Raw genomic sequence first — 15,887 nt, 5'->3', positions numbered from 1 at the left:
TTTAAAATAGGAGTTTGCCTTTTTTTTGCTTAATTTCATTTTTCAAATAAACGCTTTATGACGAATTGCACTAAATCTTTAATTTTTATACTTTCTATGTTTTTTATTACTGCTTCGAACGCTCAAAATGAAGTGTATTCAAGACCAGTAAAACAAGAAATTGCAGATACAACTTTTGTTAATTTAAAAGACTTTAGCAGTGATTTTATTTATGATATGAAATATGCTACAGATGATAATTTTCTAAAAGCCAAAGTATATGATTGTGCCGAATGTTTTTTGCGTTTTAAAACAGTTCAAGCTTTAGTTGCAGCAAATAAAGAGTTTAAGAAAAAAGGTTTTAAGATAAAATTATACGATTGTTACCGACCGTTATCAATCCAGAAGAAAATGTGGGAGATCGTGTCGAATCCAGAATATGTGGCAGATCCAAAAAAAGGCTCCATCCACAATAGAGGAGGAGCCGTTGATATTTCTTTAGTTGATGTAAATGGAAAAGAAGTGGATATGGGAACTCCTTTTGATTTCTTCGGAATTCAAGCGAGTCATAATTATACAAAACTTTCAAATGAAGTAAAATCAAATAGAAAGTTTCTGAAGAAAATCATGATAAAAAATGGCTTCAATTCTTTTGATTCTGAATGGTGGCATTATAATTTAAAAGCAGGTTTAAAAGATAAAGTGGCCAATCAAAAATGGAAATGCGATTAATTATTCAACACAGCGAATATTATCCATGAAATAAGTATCTGGTTTATAAACCTTATTGTTCATTTCAGATGTTAATTCGCTTTTTATAATATAATCTTCAGTAGCAGTCAAATATTTAATTCGCATCATGGTAACGGGCGAATTTTTTAACTCTTCGAAATTATCTTTCATAAACATAAAAATCCCTGTATTAATGCGATTGTTAACATCTTTATCATGAATTAGCGTACCACAGTTTTCTTGATCGATATGTATTAAAGTCACTACTTTTCCGTTTTGCAATTGCAAAAATACTCTTGAGTTTTTGTCGAAACAGTTTGCTTTTATAAAGTCTTTGCTTTTTTGAATAAGCTGTAAATTTAAAGTTGGAAGACCATCAGTCTGCGCGAGAGCGAAGAAAACATAATTAGATGTTCCTCCAAAGTTTTTCTCGCTCACAAGGTATTCATTTGTAATTTTATAAGTACCAATTGAGTCAGTTACATTGGCACTGTATTCACATGGTTTTTGGGCAAATGCGGTAAAGGTTAATAGAAAAAAAGTTAGTGTAATTAGTTGTTTCATTTTTAAGTAATTTTTCTGCAAATTAAAACTATTTTGTTATCATTTTTATCTGTTGTAAAAAAACAATAAACATTTCCTCCATTTTTTATTTTCCACTTTTTTCGAATATTTTCTACCGTGTCCGGAAAATTTCTTGTTGTGATATTGGCTTGCGTATTAACGAGCTCATTTTTCATTTCATTTTTACTGTACGAAATTACTTTTTCAATCTCAAAACGTCGCCCCGGAAAATCAATCAATTCTGCTGAGGTGTATAAGTGCGAGTGTTTGTGAAGTTTATCTATTTTAAAAACAGTACTTACTTCATCAAAACCACCAGATTTCATTATTGCTGAATTGGGTTCGTAAACATATTTTTGAGGCAGATTAAAAGAGGGAAATACAGTTTCATTTCCTAAAACAAATTCAAAAGTTTCTGTTTTGTCTTTTAAAATATGAGCTGTTTTAATTGTTATTTCACCAAAATAATGATTGTGAATCTCAAAAAGCAATTCTTTTACTTCATTTTGAAGGGCAATAATATGAATGTTTTTAACGAATTTTAATTCAGATAAACCAGCTGAAATATCCAATAAAGGCGCCGTTTTAATTAAAATTGAATCGGCTTTTTCGAAGTAAAAATCTAAAGAATCAGGAACATTCGGCAGACAATCTTTCAGCATAAAAACCTTGCCTTTCGCGTCATTTCTGCGAGAAGGATCAATGTAAATCCAATCCCATTTAAAACCTGATTCGGCTTCGTTTAAGACATTAGCAGAATCATCGGCATAACAAAAACAATTTTTAACATCTAACTGTTCAAAATTATGTTTTACAATTGCTGATAAATCCTCGTTGATTTCGCAATGCGCAACGACTTTAAACTTTTTAGAAAAGTAATAATCATCAACTCCAAAACCGCCAGTCAGATCAATTAAAGTTTTACCAGAAATTAATGAAGCTTTATAAGAAGCTGTTTTTTCAGATGAGGTTTGTTCAACAGAAATCTTGCTCGGATAAAGTATATTTTCCGTTGAGAACCAAGTAGGTAATTTTTCTTTTGCTTTTGATTTGGCTTCAATCTGATTTAAAATCAAAATCCAGTCGACCTCAGGAAAAGGATTTTTCTGAAACGCTAATTTTGCAATCGGAGCACCAACATTTTGAGATATAAAATCTTGAATATTTTGGTGCAGAATAGAAGTGTTCAAAGCTAAATTCTTTCAGTTAATACAGATACAATTTTATTGTTAGGAAAAAATTCTTTTAAAATTACTTTGAGCATGGTATAAACTGGAATAGCGATAATCATTCCGACAATTCCAAAAGTAATACCGCTGATTAATGTAATCAAGAATATTTCTAACGGGTGCGAATTTACACTTTTTGATGAAATTATAGGCTGGCTGATATTATTATCAATTGCCTGAACAAGTAAAAATCCAATAAGTACATAAATGGTTTTAGGTAAAATCTCTGACTGAAAATCACTTCCAATCATACTGATCATCGTCAAGATTCCGGCTAATATTGTTCCGATAATTGGTCCGATGTATGGAATGATATTCAAAATGGCACATAAAAAAGCAATTACAAATGCATTTTGATTCCCAAAAATAAGCAGTACAATCAGATACAAAATAAAAACCACAGTTAATTGAAGCAGTAATCCAATAAAATAGCGCGTCAGCAAATGATTTATTTTAGTAATCGAATTTATAATTTTATCCTCATTAGAATCCGGAAGAATTCTTCTGGCACTTGCTTTAAAAGCATCTTGGTCTTTAATAAAGAAAAAAGTTATGAAGAATACAGAAACTAAACCCATTCCCATATTGGCTAAAAAGTTTATTAAAGAATTGATAAAACCTGTAAAATAACCAATCCCAAATGCTGATGTAATTTTTGAATCTTTTAGCATTTTATTCAAATCGACATGCTGAATATTAAAATAAGCTTCAATACTTCGCTCTGTTTGCATAAACTGGTTTTGCAGGTTATTGGTATCTAATAGTGACAAATTATTGGCCTGCGAAATAATTAACGGAACAAACAAAAATATAAATCCAACTAGCAATAATATAAAAACGATCAACGTCGTGGCGGCAGCCAAAGAATTTCCGAATTTTAATTTATTTTTTAAAAATTGCACTAACGGATTGGCAATAAGGCATAGTATTAATGAAATACATAAATACACAATTACAGTTTGTATTTCGTATAAAAAATATAAAATAGCTCCCACAACTAAGATGGTAGATAAAGCTCTTAAAATTCCGTTAGAAATAATTTTTGATGTGATCATATTTTGGTTTTAGACTATAAATATAGGAAAAAGCTTTTAAAATAGCGGGATAAACAAAAAAAAGCGAGACCATTTAGATCTCGCTTTATAATTGATTTTATTTTTGTTTTTAGATTCCGAATCCAGCTCTTGGACCACCAGAAACAAATATTGCTGCCATTCTGCTTTTTTGTCCGTTTGAGAACATGTACATAGCATTATCGTCAACATAATCCATGTAGTTCATTGTCATTTCTACAGGAGTTCCAGAACAAGTACTATAATGTGGATAAGCCGGTACACCATAGTTTTCCTCGTTGTGAGTTGGTGTATCTGCAACTAGATCGCTTCCGCAAGTTGCATCTCCCCAGATATGACGTAAATTCATCCAGTGACCAACTTCGTGAGTTGCAGTTCTTCCTAAATTAAATGGAGCATTAGCAGCACCAGATAATCCAAAATATCTAGAATCGATTACAACACCGTCAGTTGCAGATGCTCCTCCAGGAAATTGTGCATACCCTAAGATACCGCCGCCAATAGCGCAAGACCATAAGTTAAGTTTTGTTGTAGGAGAAGTTGGTGCAATACCACCTTGAGCCGTTTTTTTCATGGCGTCATTTGTTCCCCAAGAAGTTTTTGTTGTAGATTTTCTGATAACTTGATCTAAAACAAATGTAATTCCTACGTTGGCTTTTACACCAGCAAAAAGTGCAGGAACACTATTGAAATCAGAGTTTAATGCATTAAAATCTTTGTTTAAAACGTCAATTTGAGACTGGATTTGTGCATTCGAAATGTTTTGAGCAGTTGTTTTGTACAAAACATTAACTACTACCGGAATTTCAATTTTGCCATTTACCAAACGATTGGTTAAAATTTTGTTTGTTGTAAAGGCTTCAATTTCATTCATTCGAATTGCTAACATAGGATCAGCTTTTAATTGTGCTTCTAAAACTTGTTGTGAGGCGCATCCACGACGAGTTATTGCACTTGCTTCTGAACCGCTAGTTTCAGATTGATCATTTTGACATGCAAACAGTACTAAAGCAGCAACTGCGGAAATAAGAACTTTTTTCATAATAATTTGGGTTTTTTGTTATAAAAAATTTGATTTGGTTAACCAGATCGCAATTTTATAACAAAAACACTTTGTAGCCAAATTTTTATATCAAATTATTTGTGAGAATTTTACAACAGCCCGTACAGCTTGATTCCTACAAAAATTAACACAATTTTATTAAGATGTAAATTCGTACAAAGCTATACTTGCAGCTTGTACAACATTCATCGAACTGTTCTTTCCAAACATATTTATGTGTACAATTTGGTTTGAAATTTTCAAAAGTTCATCAGAAATTCCATCAATCTCACTTCCTATGATAAGAGCAATTTTTTGATGATCAGGAATTAAGACTTGTTTTAGCGGTTTGCTGTTGTTTGCAATTTCTAAAGAGATAATTTCAAATCTATTTTCTAGCAGATAATGTATCAGATCTGAAGTTTCTTCAATTATAGTATGCGGTACATGAAGATGCGTACTGCGTGAGGTTTTGTTTATTTTCCTTGGTGTCAGCGGAATATCTTTTCCTAAAAAAATAATATTTTCAACACCAAAAGCTTCACTAATTCTAAAAAGAGACCCGATATTCTGCTGAAAATAAATATGATCACAAACTAATGTAATCGGAAATGTTTTTCTTTCAAATTGATTTTCTTCGTGAGTAAGCTGCACTTTTTTAAAATTAGTTGGTAAAAATATAATTAATGATATTCGCACCCATTTTCAAGGCTTTGTCTCGAACATCTGCAGGATCATTATGTACTTCCGGATCTTCCCAGCCATCTCCTAAATCGCATTCGTACGTATATAAGAGAACCAATTTGTTTTCGACGAAAATTCCAAAAGCCTGAGGGCGAGTTCCATCGTGTTCGTGAATTTTTGGCAATCCATTCGGAAAAGGAAATGGTTTTTGAAAAATAGGATGATTGGCAGGAATTTCAACTAAATCATTATTTGGGAATATCTTTTTAATTTCTTTTCGAATGTATTGATCCATTCCGTAATTGTCATCAATATGAAGAAAACCTCCCGCAGTAAGATAATTTCTTAGATTGGTAACGTCAGAATCGCTAAAAACAACATTTCCGTGTCCGGTCATATGTACAAACGGGTAGGAAAGCAAGTCCGGATTACTTGGTTCAACCGTTGAAGGTTTTGCTTTTATGCGCGTATTAATATTCGAATTGCAAAAACGGATTAAATTGGGCAAAGAAGTAGGATTTGCATACCAGTCACCACCGCCACTGTATTTCAGCAAAGCAATTTCTTGTGAGAAAGAAGGGATTGAAATCAATAAAAATAACAAGAATATTTTTTTCATAATTATATGTTTTGTCATTTCGACGAAGGAGAAATCACAATTGAAATTCCTCATGCTATATCGCCAATCTTTGTAGAGCTGCTAGTGTGATCTCTCGTTCCTCGAGATGACAAACTTGCCGCAATTGTATATAGCTGTGATTTTAATTTGATGTTTCATTAAAAAATACAACGCTGTGACAAGCCACAACAGCTGCAGTTTCAGTTCGTAATCGCGTATTTCCTAAAGTCACAGGCTTAAAATTATTTTCTAAAGCCAATGCAATTTCCTTTTCAGAAAAATCTCCCTCAGGACCAATGAGCAAAGTAACATTTTCGTTTGGTTTTAAAACTTCTTTTAGCGATTTTTTATCTGTTTCTTCGCAGTGCGCGATCAATTGCAGTCCTTCATTTCTTTGTTTGACGAATTCTTTAAACGAAATTGCTTCATTCAATTTAGGAAGAAATGTTTCGTTCGACTGTTTCATCGCGGCTAAAATAATTTTCTCAAAACGTTCTAAGTTAATTACTTTACGCTCAGAACGATCACAGAAAATTGGCGTAATTTCTTGAATTCCAATTTCAGTTGCTTTTTCTAAAAACCACTCAAAACGATCGTTCATTTTAGTTGGTGCTACGGCTAAATGCAAACGAAATTTTGGTTCAGGAGATTTTGTTATCGAAAGCACTTCAACAATACATTTATTGTCCGATGCTAGCGTGATTTCGGTTTCAAACAACAATCCCAAACCATTTGTAACGTGCAGAATATCTGAATCTTTTTTGCGTAAAACCTTTATAATATGACGGCTTTCTTCTTTATCAAAAGAAAAAGTTTCAGTCGTTTCGTCAATATCTGGATTGTAAAATAATTGCATAATTAAAATTGAATTCGCGCTTTAGAAACAACTGAAGAAGTTTCAAAACGACTTGATAAATATTTTTGATAGCCTACAATTCCAATCATTGCAGCATTATCAGTTGTGTATTCGAATTTAGGGACAAAAGTTTTCCAGCCGTATTTGCCTTCGCTTTCTTTCAATCGGGTTCTAATTCCTGAATTTGCAGAAACGCCTCCGCCAATTGCAATTTGCTTAATTCCGGTTTCTTTGACGGCAAGTTTTAATTTATCCATCAAAATTTCTATGATTGTGTATTGAATAGAAGCACAAATATCATTTAGATTTTCTTCGATGAAATTTGGATTTTGAAGTTTGTTCTTTTGAATAAAATATAAAATAGCTGTTTTTAATCCAGAGAAACTAAAATCCAATCCGGGAACTTTTGGTTTTGTAAAAGCAAAAGCTTTTGGATTTCCCAATTTCGCATATTTGTCGATCAATGGACCGCCAGGATAGGGAAGTCCTAAAATTTTTGCGCTCTTGTCAAATGCTTCTCCAACAGCGTCATCTGTAGTTTCACCGATAATTTCCATATCAAAAAAACCATTAACTTTTACAATCTGGGTATGGCCACCACTTATGGTTAGGGCTAAAAAAGGAAACTCAGGTTTGTCAAACCCTTCTTCATCAATAAAGTGTGCTAAAATATGCGCATGCATATGATTTACAGCAATTAACGGAATTTTTAATGCTAGTGATAATGATTTGCTGAAAGAACTTCCTACCAATAAAGACCCCATTAAACCTGGCCCTTGAGTAAAAGCAATGGCGGATAGCTGTTCTTTTTGTACATTTGCTTTGCGAAGTGCAGCATCGATTACCGGAACAATGTTTTGCTGATGTGCTCTCGAAGCTAATTCAGGAACTACACCACCATATTGGTTGTGAATTAACTGATTGGCTACAACATTTGAGAGTACTTTGTCGTTATGTAAAACCGCGGCAGCAGTATCATCGCAGGAACTTTCGATGGCAAGAATAAAAACCTCTGAATTTTGCATATAAAGGCACAAATTTTGAATTATATTTGACAAATCAAATTTTTAATTTTCTTTGATTGTAAAGGAGAAGCCAAAATTAAAGAATTTTTATCAAAACAGTCGATCTTTGCTGTTCAAAATAAATTAAAAGAAAACTAAAATAAAAGCAGCTATCAAAAAAGTAAAGAAAATAGTATCCAGAACCCTAATTGGGTTAATCTTACTTTTGCTAGCAGTGGCTATAACATTGTCTTTGCCTTACGTTCAGACAAAAATCGCCCAATATGTTACTGAATCTCTAAATTCAGATTTTAAAACAGATATTCATGTTGATAAAGTTGCTGTAAATATTTTTGGAGGCGTAAAACTTAAAAAAGTTTTGATTTACGATCATCACAAAAAGGTTTTAATTTATTCTGATATTATTTCTACCGATATTTTAAGTATTAAAAGATTGCTTGATGGTGATTTAATATTTGGTGATCTTCGTTTAACAGGTTTGATTTTTAATCTAAAAACCTATAAAAACGAAAACGAAAATAATATCAATAAATTTATCCGATTATTTGAGTCGGATAAGCCTTCTAAAACAAACAAGCACTTTTTGCTGACAGCGAGAAACGCTTATATTTCTCAAGGAAATTTTTCAGTTGTTGATGAAAATAAAATGACTCCTAGATTTTTGGATTTCAAAAAATTAAATGCTTACATCAGTGATTTTAAACTAGAAGGACCGAATGTTACAACAACAATTCACCGTTTTTCTTTTTTAGACCACCGTGGTTTGTATGTTTCTAATTTCACTGGAAAATTAACGTATACCAAAAAACAGATAAAAGTTGAAAATCTTGCAATTAAAACAAAAAGATCTTCAATATATGGAGAGGCTGTTTTAAATTATAAAGTAGAAGATTTTCTTCATTTTACAGATAAAGTAAAATTTAATGTTGCATTAGATTCTGCTTCAATTGCCTCAAATGACATTCGATATTTTTATGACGGATTAGGAAAAAACCAGCATTTTAAAATCAAAACTAAACTAAGAGGAACACTCAATAATCTTAATTTAAGAGGGCTTAGGCTAAGCGATACAAACGGTTCTCGAATTGTTGGAAACATTAATTTCAAGAATCTTTTAGGAGATAAAACCCAAAAGTTTTCTATGGAAGGAAAATTCGACAGGTTGATTTCAAGTTATGATAATTTGGTTGTTTTATTGCCAAATGTTTTAGGTAAAAAATTACCTAAAGAACTTAAAAGAGTCGGGAAATTTAATATTGTCGGAAAAGCAAAAGTCTCTACGACTGATCTTGAAGCCGATTTTAAAATGGTTACTGATTTAGGAAACGGTCAGGCAGATATTCATATGAATAATATGGATTTTATTGATAAAGCATCATATTCGGGTAATATAATCTTAGAAAATTTTGATGTGGGAGCTTTGTTAGCGAGAAAAGATATTGGCAAAACCACTTTAAATTTAGATGTTGACGGAGTCGGGTTTACTGAAAAGTATTTGAATACAATTATTAAAGGTGATATTGCAAAATTAGATTACAATAAGTACACTTATAATAATATAACAGTAAATGGTAATTTTAAATTGCCTTATTATAAAGGAGAGATTTCTGTAAACGATCCCAACCTAAGCTTAACTTTTGATGGTTTAGTTGATTTGAGCAAACGCGAAAGCAGGTACGATTTTCATATTAATGTTGAAAATGCAGATTTACGAAAACTTAAGTTTATAAACGATTCGATTTCTCATTTTAAAGGAGATGCCGTTGTTCAGGTAACGGGTAATTCTATCGAAAATCTTCAAGGAAATATTTATATAAAAGATGCTGAATATCAGAACCCAAAGTCAACTTATGCTTTTGATGAACTGCAGGTTACTTCAAATTTTGATGCCGATAGACTGCGAACAATAACGATTAATTCTACCGATGTTGTTAATGGTAAAATCGTTGGGAAATTCCGTTTTGATCAGCTAGATAAATTGGTAATGAATTCGGTTGGAAGTCTTTATACCAATTATAAACCTTATAAAGTTAAAAAAGGACAGTTCCTGCGTTTCAATTTTCATGTTTATGATAAAGTTGTAGAAATGCTTTATCCAGAAATCAATATCGATTCGTCGACTGTAGTGCGCGGTAAAATTGATTCTGATTTGCAAGAATTTAAATTCAGATTTAATTCTCAAAAAATAACGGCATCAAAAAATACATTTGATAATGTCCGAATCAATATCGATAATAAAAACCCGCTTTATAACGCTTTTGTCGAGTTAGACAGTATCAAAACGCCTTATTATAAGGTGCGTGATTTTAGTTTGATCAATGTAACATCAAAAGATACTTTGTTTGTTCGTTCAGAGTTTAAAGGCGGAGAAAAAGGTCAGGATTATTTTAATCTGGATTTGTATCATACCATCGATAAAAACAAAAATAATATTGTCGGGATTAAAAAATCTGAAATGAAATTTAAAGACTATTTATGGTATTTAAACGAAAATGCAGAAAAAGACAATCAGATTGTTTTTGATAAAAACTTTAAAAATTTTACTATTGATAATATAGTGTTATCACATGAAAATCAGAAAATTGATTTAAACGGAATTATAAAAGGAAGTGATTATAAAGATATTGTGCTGAATTTTGAAGATGTTGATATTAATAAAATTACGCCTTTAACATCGAAGTTTGTGTTTAATGGTAATATGAACGGAAATATCAATTACAAGCAAAATAAAAATGTTTATCAGCCCACGGCCTCGATTGTCATTGATCATCTTAATTTGAATAAAATAGAATTAGGAACGCTGAATTTTGATATTTCTGGTGATGAAAGTTTTAAAAAGTTTACCATAAATTCATCAATACAGAATGGTTTTACAGAATCGTTTAGAGCAAACGGAACTTTTGCTGTCGAAAATAAAGAGACTTTTTTAGATCTGAATTTAAAACTCGAAGGATTTAATCTGGCGACTTTAGGAACTGTTGGAGGAGATGTTTTGTCAAACGTCAGAGGATCTGTTTCTGGAAATGCGGCTGTTGTTGGAAATCTAAAAAAACCTGAAATCAACGGACGATTGTATGTAGAAAAGGCAGGAATGACAATTCCGTACCTAAATACAGATTATGAATTAAGCGATCGAACCGTAATTGATTTGACAGATGAAAAGTTTTTATTCAGAAACAATCAATTAACTGATACAAAATACAATACCAAAGGATTATTGAATGGAAGTATAGAGCATCATAATTTTAGTGACTGGAAACTTGATTTAACCATAACATCTAAAAGGTTGCTGGCGCTGGATACTAAAGACAGTGATGATGCGGCTTATTTTGGTACAGCATTTATAAATGGAACAGCCAGTATAAAAGGACCAACAGAAAGTTTATTTATAAAAGTGGATGCCAAATCTGAAAAAGGCACAGAAGTTAAGATACCTATTAATAATGTTCAAAGTGTTGGAGAAAGCAGTTGGATTCATTTTGTAACGCCAAAAGAAAAATACAATCTAGCGAATGGTATTGTCGAGAAAACCAGAAACTATAACGGTCTTGAACTAGAGTTTGATTTTGATATAACACCAGATGCCGAAGTAGAAGTAATTTTAGACCGAAACTCTGGACATGGTATGAAAGGAAAAGGATATGGATCGCTTTTGTTTAAAATTAATACACTCGGTAAATTTAATATGTGGGGAGATTTCCAGGCATATGAAGGAACTTATAATTTTAAATATGGCGGTTTAATTGATAAAAAATTCGCAGTCAAAAAAGGTGGATCTATTATTTGGGAAGGAAACCCGATGAAAGCACAGTTGAATTTAGAAGCAGTTTATCGAACTTCTGCCAATCCTGCTGTATTACTAGAGAACTCTTCTTTCAATAAAAAAGTGCCAGTTGAAGTAGTTATTGGTTTAAGAGGAGATTTAACAAGTCCGGAGCCTAATTTTGATATTCAATTTCCTTCTGTGAGTAATGTTTTAAAATCAGAGATTCAATATAAATTAGACGATAAAGATGTCCGTCAGACCCAAGCTTTGTATTTGCTTTCAACTGGTTCGTTTATGAGTCCGGATGGTTTCAATCAAAGTGATTTGTCTGGAACTTTTGCAGAAACAGCAGCAAGTTTGCTGGGCGGTATCATAAAATCAGATAATGATAAATTTAATATTGATTTAAATTTTATTTCGGCAGACAAAAGAATTGGACAAGAAGCAGATGGTCAGTTCGTAGCAAATATTTCCTCTCAGATTAATGAAAAAATATCGATTAATGGAAAAGTCGGAGTTCCGGTAGGAGGTGTTAATGAATCAGCAATTGTTGGAGATATAGAAATATTGTACAGAGTGAATGAAGATGGATCAATGAACCTTCGTTTGTTTAATAAAGAAAACGATATCAATTATATAGGACAAGGAATTGGTTATACACAAGGAGTCGGTATTTCGTATGAAGTAGATTTTGATACGTTCAGCGAACTGGTGAATAAATTATTCAAAAGCCATAAACTTGAAAGAGCAATAAAAAATTCTTCTGATGATCCGGACTCTTATCTGAATCCTGATTTTATCAACTTTAATAATAAAAAAGAAGCTGAAAAAAATAATAAAAAGTCAGATAAAAAAGATGACGAAAAAAAGCCTCAACCCCAAAATAGCAATAATCAAGGATTGATTCCAGATAATGACGATTTTTAAGCTTTTGTTAAAAAAGCGTAATAAAAAAACCATTCGCCACAACGAATGGTTTTTTTATACTAATTTTAGATTTCCAAAATATTTTTGCGTAATGAAGTCAACCTCACATTTTTATAACACTTCATTTATGTATTGTTAATTTTAAGGATTTAATTAAAATAAGCACCTTTTATTATTTTAAATGAATTTTTTAGTATCGAAAAACTTATTAACGAAAACGTTTGAATTTAACATATTTTATTAATTTATTATAAACATAACCTAGAAAGTGGTGAATGTTTGCTAATTTTACACTTTAATACTTAAATAATGCCAAAAACAATAAAAAAAGTAGGTGTTCTAACCTCAGGAGGAGACTCGCCAGGAATGAATGCTGCAATACGATCAGTTGTTCGAACATGCGCTTATCATAACATAGAATGCATAGGAATTTATAGAGGGTATCAAGGAATGATCGAAGGAGATTTCAAAGAAATGGGCCCTCGAAGCGTAAATAATATTGTAAACAAAGGTGGAACGATCTTAAAATCGGCTCGTTCTGTTGAGTTTAGAACCCCAGAAGGTAGAAAAAAAGCGCACGAAAATCTTTTGAAAGCTGGAGTTGACGCTCTAGTAGTAATTGGAGGTGACGGAAGTTTTACCGGAGGATTGATTTTTAATTCAGAATATGATTTTCCAGTAATGGGAATTCCAGGTACAATTGATAATGATATTTTTGGTACAAGTCATACTTTAGGATATGATACAGCCTTAAATACTGTTGTAGATTGTATTGATAAAATTAGAGACACTGCAAGTTCACATAACCGTCTGTTCTTTGTAGAGGTTATGGGTAGAGATGCAGGTCATATTGCTCTTAATGCAGGTATTGGAGCTGGTGCAGAAGAAATCCTTATTCCTGAAGAAGATTTAGGTTTAGACAGATTGCTAGACTCTCTTCAAAAAAGTAAAGCTTCAGGAAAATCATCAAGTATAGTGGTTATTGCTGAAGGCGATAAAATTGGTAAAAACGTTTTCGAATTAAAAGATTATGTTGAAGCTAATTTGCCTGAGTACGACGTAAGAGTTTCTGTTTTAGGACACATGCAGCGTGGTGGTTCTCCATCTTGTTTTGACCGTGTTTTAGCAAGCCGTTTAGGTGTAAAGGCAGTAGAATCTTTAATAGAAGGAAAATCTAATTACATGGTTGGTTTACAAGCTGATAAAGTGGCTTTAACACCACTTGAGCAGGCAATTAAAGGTAAATCTGAAATTGATAGAGAATTATTGAGAGTGTCTGATATCATGTCGACATAAAGATATAAAGTTAAAAGTTTAAAAAAGGAAAGAAGTTTATTGTGAGGAAATTAGACTTTAAATTAGTGTAATAAAAACAAAAGCAAAAATTAAGTAAAATGTCAAAAGTAAAATTAGGAATAAACGGATTTGGACGTATCGGAAGAATCGTTTTTAGAGAATCTTTCAATAGAGATAATGTAGAAGTAGTAGCAATCAACGATTTATTAGATGTAGATCACTTAGCTTACTTATTAAAATATGATTCAGTTCACGGTCGTTTCAACGGAACTGTAGAAGTAAAAGAAGGAAAACTTTACGTAAACGGAAGAAATATCCGTATTACTGCAGAAAGAAATCCAGCTGACTTAAAATGGAACGAAGTTGATGTTGATGTAGTTGCAGAATGTACTGGTATCTTCACAACTATCGAAACTGCAAATGAGCACATTAAAGGTGGTGCTAAAAAAGTAATTATTTCTGCTCCATCTGCAGATGCTCCAATGTTTGTAATGGGAGTAAATCACGAAACTGCAAAAGCTTCTGATTTAGTTGTTTCTAACGCTTCTTGTACTACAAACTGTTTAGCTCCTTTAGCTAAAGTTATTCACGATAACTTCGGAATTGAAGAAGCTTTAATGACAACTGTTCATGCTACAACTTCAACTCAAATGACAGCTGACGGACCTTCTAGAAAAGACTGGAGAGGTGGGCGTGCTGCTTCAATTAACATTATTCCTTCTTCAACTGGAGCTGCAAAAGCGGTTGGAAAAGTAATTCCTTCTTTGAATGGAAAATTAACTGGAATGTCTTTCCGTGTTCCTACTGCTGACGTTTCTGTAGTTGATTTAACTGTAAAAGTTTCTAAACAAACTTCATACGAAGAAATCTTGGCTGTTTTAAAAACTGCATCTGAAACTACAATGAAAGGTATTTTAGGATATACTGAAGATGCTGTTGTATCGCAAGATTTTATTTCTGACAAAAGAACTTCAATCGTTGATGCTACTGCAGGAATTGGTTTAAATTCAACTTTCTTCAAATTTGTATCTTGGTACGACAATGAGTACGGATACTCTAGTAAATTGATTGATTTATCTGTACACATTGCAGGTTTAAAATAATATTATATAATTTTACAAAATCCCGTTATTTCAAAATAACGGGATTTTCTTATTTTGTTACGTCTTTAATTAATGTAAAAAGTACACTTTTTAATTTAGTTAAAGAAAAACTAATCCAAAAACTAAAGAAAATGAAATTAATAGTTGATAGTGGATCTACTAAAGCCGATTGGATTGCAATTGATGATAATGGAAAAGTATTATTCACCACACAAACTTTAGGATTAAATCCTGAAATTCTTGACGGTCCTGAAATTGTTTCAAGATTAAACGATCGTTTTGATATCCTTCAAAATAAAAAAAATGCTACCCATTTGTTCTTTTACGGAGCAGGTTGCGGAACGGAGAGAATGCAGACTTCTCTTTCTCAAATATTTCAAGAATATTTTAATAATGCAATAGTTGAAGTTCATGAAGATACTTATGCTGCGGTTTATGCAACAACTCCAAAAGGAGAAGAAGCAATCGTAAGTATTTTAGGAACAGGTTCTAACTGCAGCTATTTTGATGGCAAACTATTACATCAAAAAGTTCAGTCGCTGGGCTATATTGTTATGGATGACTGCAGTGGAAATGTTTTCGGAAAAGAATTAATCAGAAAATATTATTTCAATAAAATGCCTAAAGAATTAGCAGTTGAATTTGAAAAAGAATATAATTTAGATGCTGATTTTATCAAAAACAAATTATACAAAGAACCAAATCCAAACGCATATTTAGCGACTTTTGCGAAGTTCTTGATCAAACATAAAGATTCTGAATTTTGTAGAAAAATTATCTTCAAAGGAATGAAATCGTTCGTTAAAAATTACATTCACCAATTTGATAATTGTAAAGAAGTTCCAGTTCATTTTGTTGGTTCTATTGCTTTCTATTTAAAAGATGAATTACAAGAAACATTTAATAAATATGAACTACAATTAGGTAATGTTTTAAGAAGACCGATTGATGGACTAATTGCATACCATGTTGCTAATCAATAGTTCTGGTTT

13 protein-coding genes are annotated in these 15,887 nt (G+C 32.0%); 5 read left to right on the top strand and 8 right to left on the bottom strand.

All coding sequences use genetic code 11. The features are described from left to right. The first annotated feature begins 57 nt into the window (after nucleotides 1-57). Entirely contained in the window at nucleotides 58-711 is a 654-nt protein-coding gene (locus IR010_RS11380) for a M15 family metallopeptidase (protein ID WP_194569055.1), read from the top strand. Here IR010_RS11380 and IR010_RS11375 read toward each other — a convergent pair whose 3' ends face one another. The 8 genes from IR010_RS11375 to tsaD all read right to left on the bottom strand — a co-directional run bounded on the left by IR010_RS11375 (nucleotide 712) and on the right by tsaD (nucleotide 7,803). After that, nucleotides 712-1,275 (bottom strand): hypothetical protein, encoded by a 564-nt coding sequence (locus IR010_RS11375; protein ID WP_029273096.1) that lies wholly within the window; start codon nucleotides 1,273-1,275, stop codon nucleotides 712-714. It abuts the gene before it with no gap. 2 nt (nucleotides 1,276-1,277) lie between these two features. Next, nucleotides 1,278-2,465 (bottom strand): THUMP-like domain-containing protein, encoded by a 1,188-nt coding sequence (locus IR010_RS11370; protein ID WP_194569053.1) that lies wholly within the window; start codon nucleotides 2,463-2,465, stop codon nucleotides 1,278-1,280. A gap of 2 nt (nucleotides 2,466-2,467) precedes the next feature. Further along, the gene (locus IR010_RS11365; RefSeq protein WP_194603868.1) at nucleotides 2,468-3,559 is read right to left on the bottom strand and encodes an AI-2E family transporter; all 1,092 of its coding nucleotides are present in this window, start codon (nucleotides 3,557-3,559) and stop codon (nucleotides 2,468-2,470) included. 109 nt (nucleotides 3,560-3,668) lie between these two features. Further along, complete coding sequence (locus IR010_RS11360; RefSeq protein WP_029273099.1) at nucleotides 3,669-4,619, bottom strand: zinc metalloprotease; 951 nt, start codon at nucleotides 4,617-4,619, stop codon at nucleotides 3,669-3,671. A gap of 159 nt (nucleotides 4,620-4,778) precedes the next feature. Continuing rightward, complete coding sequence (locus IR010_RS11355; RefSeq protein WP_194603865.1) at nucleotides 4,779-5,273, bottom strand: TrmH family RNA methyltransferase; 495 nt, start codon at nucleotides 5,271-5,273, stop codon at nucleotides 4,779-4,781. A gap of 10 nt (nucleotides 5,274-5,283) precedes the next feature. Continuing rightward, nucleotides 5,284-5,922, bottom strand: coding sequence for a DUF4159 domain-containing protein (locus IR010_RS11350; RefSeq protein ID WP_194603862.1), 639 nt, complete (start codon nucleotides 5,920-5,922; stop codon nucleotides 5,284-5,286). Between the two features lie 142 nt (nucleotides 5,923-6,064). Beyond that, nucleotides 6,065-6,778 (bottom strand): 16S rRNA (uracil(1498)-N(3))-methyltransferase, encoded by a 714-nt coding sequence (locus IR010_RS11345; protein WP_194603859.1) that lies wholly within the window; start codon nucleotides 6,776-6,778, stop codon nucleotides 6,065-6,067. Between the two features lie 2 nt (nucleotides 6,779-6,780). Further along, a complete protein-coding gene (gene tsaD, locus IR010_RS11340; RefSeq protein ID WP_194603856.1) occupies nucleotides 6,781-7,803 on the bottom strand; it encodes a tRNA (adenosine(37)-N6)-threonylcarbamoyltransferase complex transferase subunit TsaD in 1,023 nt (340 codons plus the stop codon). A gap of 205 nt (nucleotides 7,804-8,008) precedes the next feature. Here tsaD and IR010_RS11335 point away from each other — a divergent pair, with 205 nt between their 5' ends. The 4 genes from IR010_RS11335 to IR010_RS11320 all read left to right on the top strand — a co-directional run bounded on the left by IR010_RS11335 (nucleotide 8,009) and on the right by IR010_RS11320 (nucleotide 15,878). After that, entirely contained in the window at nucleotides 8,009-12,496 is a 4,488-nt protein-coding gene (locus IR010_RS11335; protein WP_228515145.1) for a translocation/assembly module TamB domain-containing protein, read from the top strand. 309 nt (nucleotides 12,497-12,805) lie between these two features. Further along, nucleotides 12,806-13,792, top strand: coding sequence for a 6-phosphofructokinase (gene pfkA, locus IR010_RS11330; protein ID WP_029273105.1), 987 nt, complete (start codon nucleotides 12,806-12,808; stop codon nucleotides 13,790-13,792). Between the two features lie 98 nt (nucleotides 13,793-13,890). Beyond that, nucleotides 13,891-14,895 carry a type I glyceraldehyde-3-phosphate dehydrogenase gene (gap, locus tag IR010_RS11325; RefSeq protein ID WP_194603853.1) on the top strand — a complete coding sequence of 335 codons (1,005 nt, stop codon included), beginning with the start codon at nucleotides 13,891-13,893 and terminating at the stop codon, nucleotides 14,893-14,895. 131 nt (nucleotides 14,896-15,026) lie between these two features. After that, nucleotides 15,027-15,878 (top strand): N-acetylglucosamine kinase, encoded by an 852-nt coding sequence (locus IR010_RS11320; RefSeq protein ID WP_194569043.1) that lies wholly within the window; start codon nucleotides 15,027-15,029, stop codon nucleotides 15,876-15,878. The last annotated feature ends 9 nt before the right edge of the window (nucleotides 15,879-15,887 follow it).

This window comes from Flavobacterium sp. MR2016-29, assembly GCF_015350695.1.
Lineage (GTDB): Bacteria > Bacteroidota > Bacteroidia > Flavobacteriales > Flavobacteriaceae > Flavobacterium.
Note: the sequence above shows the minus strand (reverse complement) of the source record. Positions and strands in the feature narration are given on the sequence as shown.

Coding starts and splice junctions, on each gene's coding strand:
- IR010_RS11380 (WP_194569055.1), top strand. CDS start 58: ATGACGAATTGCACTAAATCTTTAATTTTTATACTTTCTATGTTTTTT.
- IR010_RS11375 (WP_029273096.1), bottom strand. CDS start 1,275: ATGAAACAACTAATTACACTAACTTTTTTTCTATTAACCTTTACCGCA.
- IR010_RS11365 (WP_194603868.1), bottom strand. CDS start 3,559: ATGATCACATCAAAAATTATTTCTAACGGAATTTTAAGAGCTTTATCT.
- IR010_RS11360 (WP_029273099.1), bottom strand. CDS start 4,619: ATGAAAAAAGTTCTTATTTCCGCAGTTGCTGCTTTAGTACTGTTTGCA.
- IR010_RS11350 (WP_194603862.1), bottom strand. CDS start 5,922: ATGAAAAAAATATTCTTGTTATTTTTATTGATTTCAATCCCTTCTTTC.
- IR010_RS11345 (WP_194603859.1), bottom strand. CDS start 6,778: ATGCAATTATTTTACAATCCAGATATTGACGAAACGACTGAAACTTTT.
- tsaD (WP_194603856.1), bottom strand. CDS start 7,803: ATGCAAAATTCAGAGGTTTTTATTCTTGCCATCGAAAGTTCCTGCGAT.
- pfkA (WP_029273105.1), top strand. CDS start 12,806: ATGCCAAAAACAATAAAAAAAGTAGGTGTTCTAACCTCAGGAGGAGAC.
- gap (WP_194603853.1), top strand. CDS start 13,891: ATGTCAAAAGTAAAATTAGGAATAAACGGATTTGGACGTATCGGAAGA.
- IR010_RS11320 (WP_194569043.1), top strand. CDS start 15,027: ATGAAATTAATAGTTGATAGTGGATCTACTAAAGCCGATTGGATTGCA.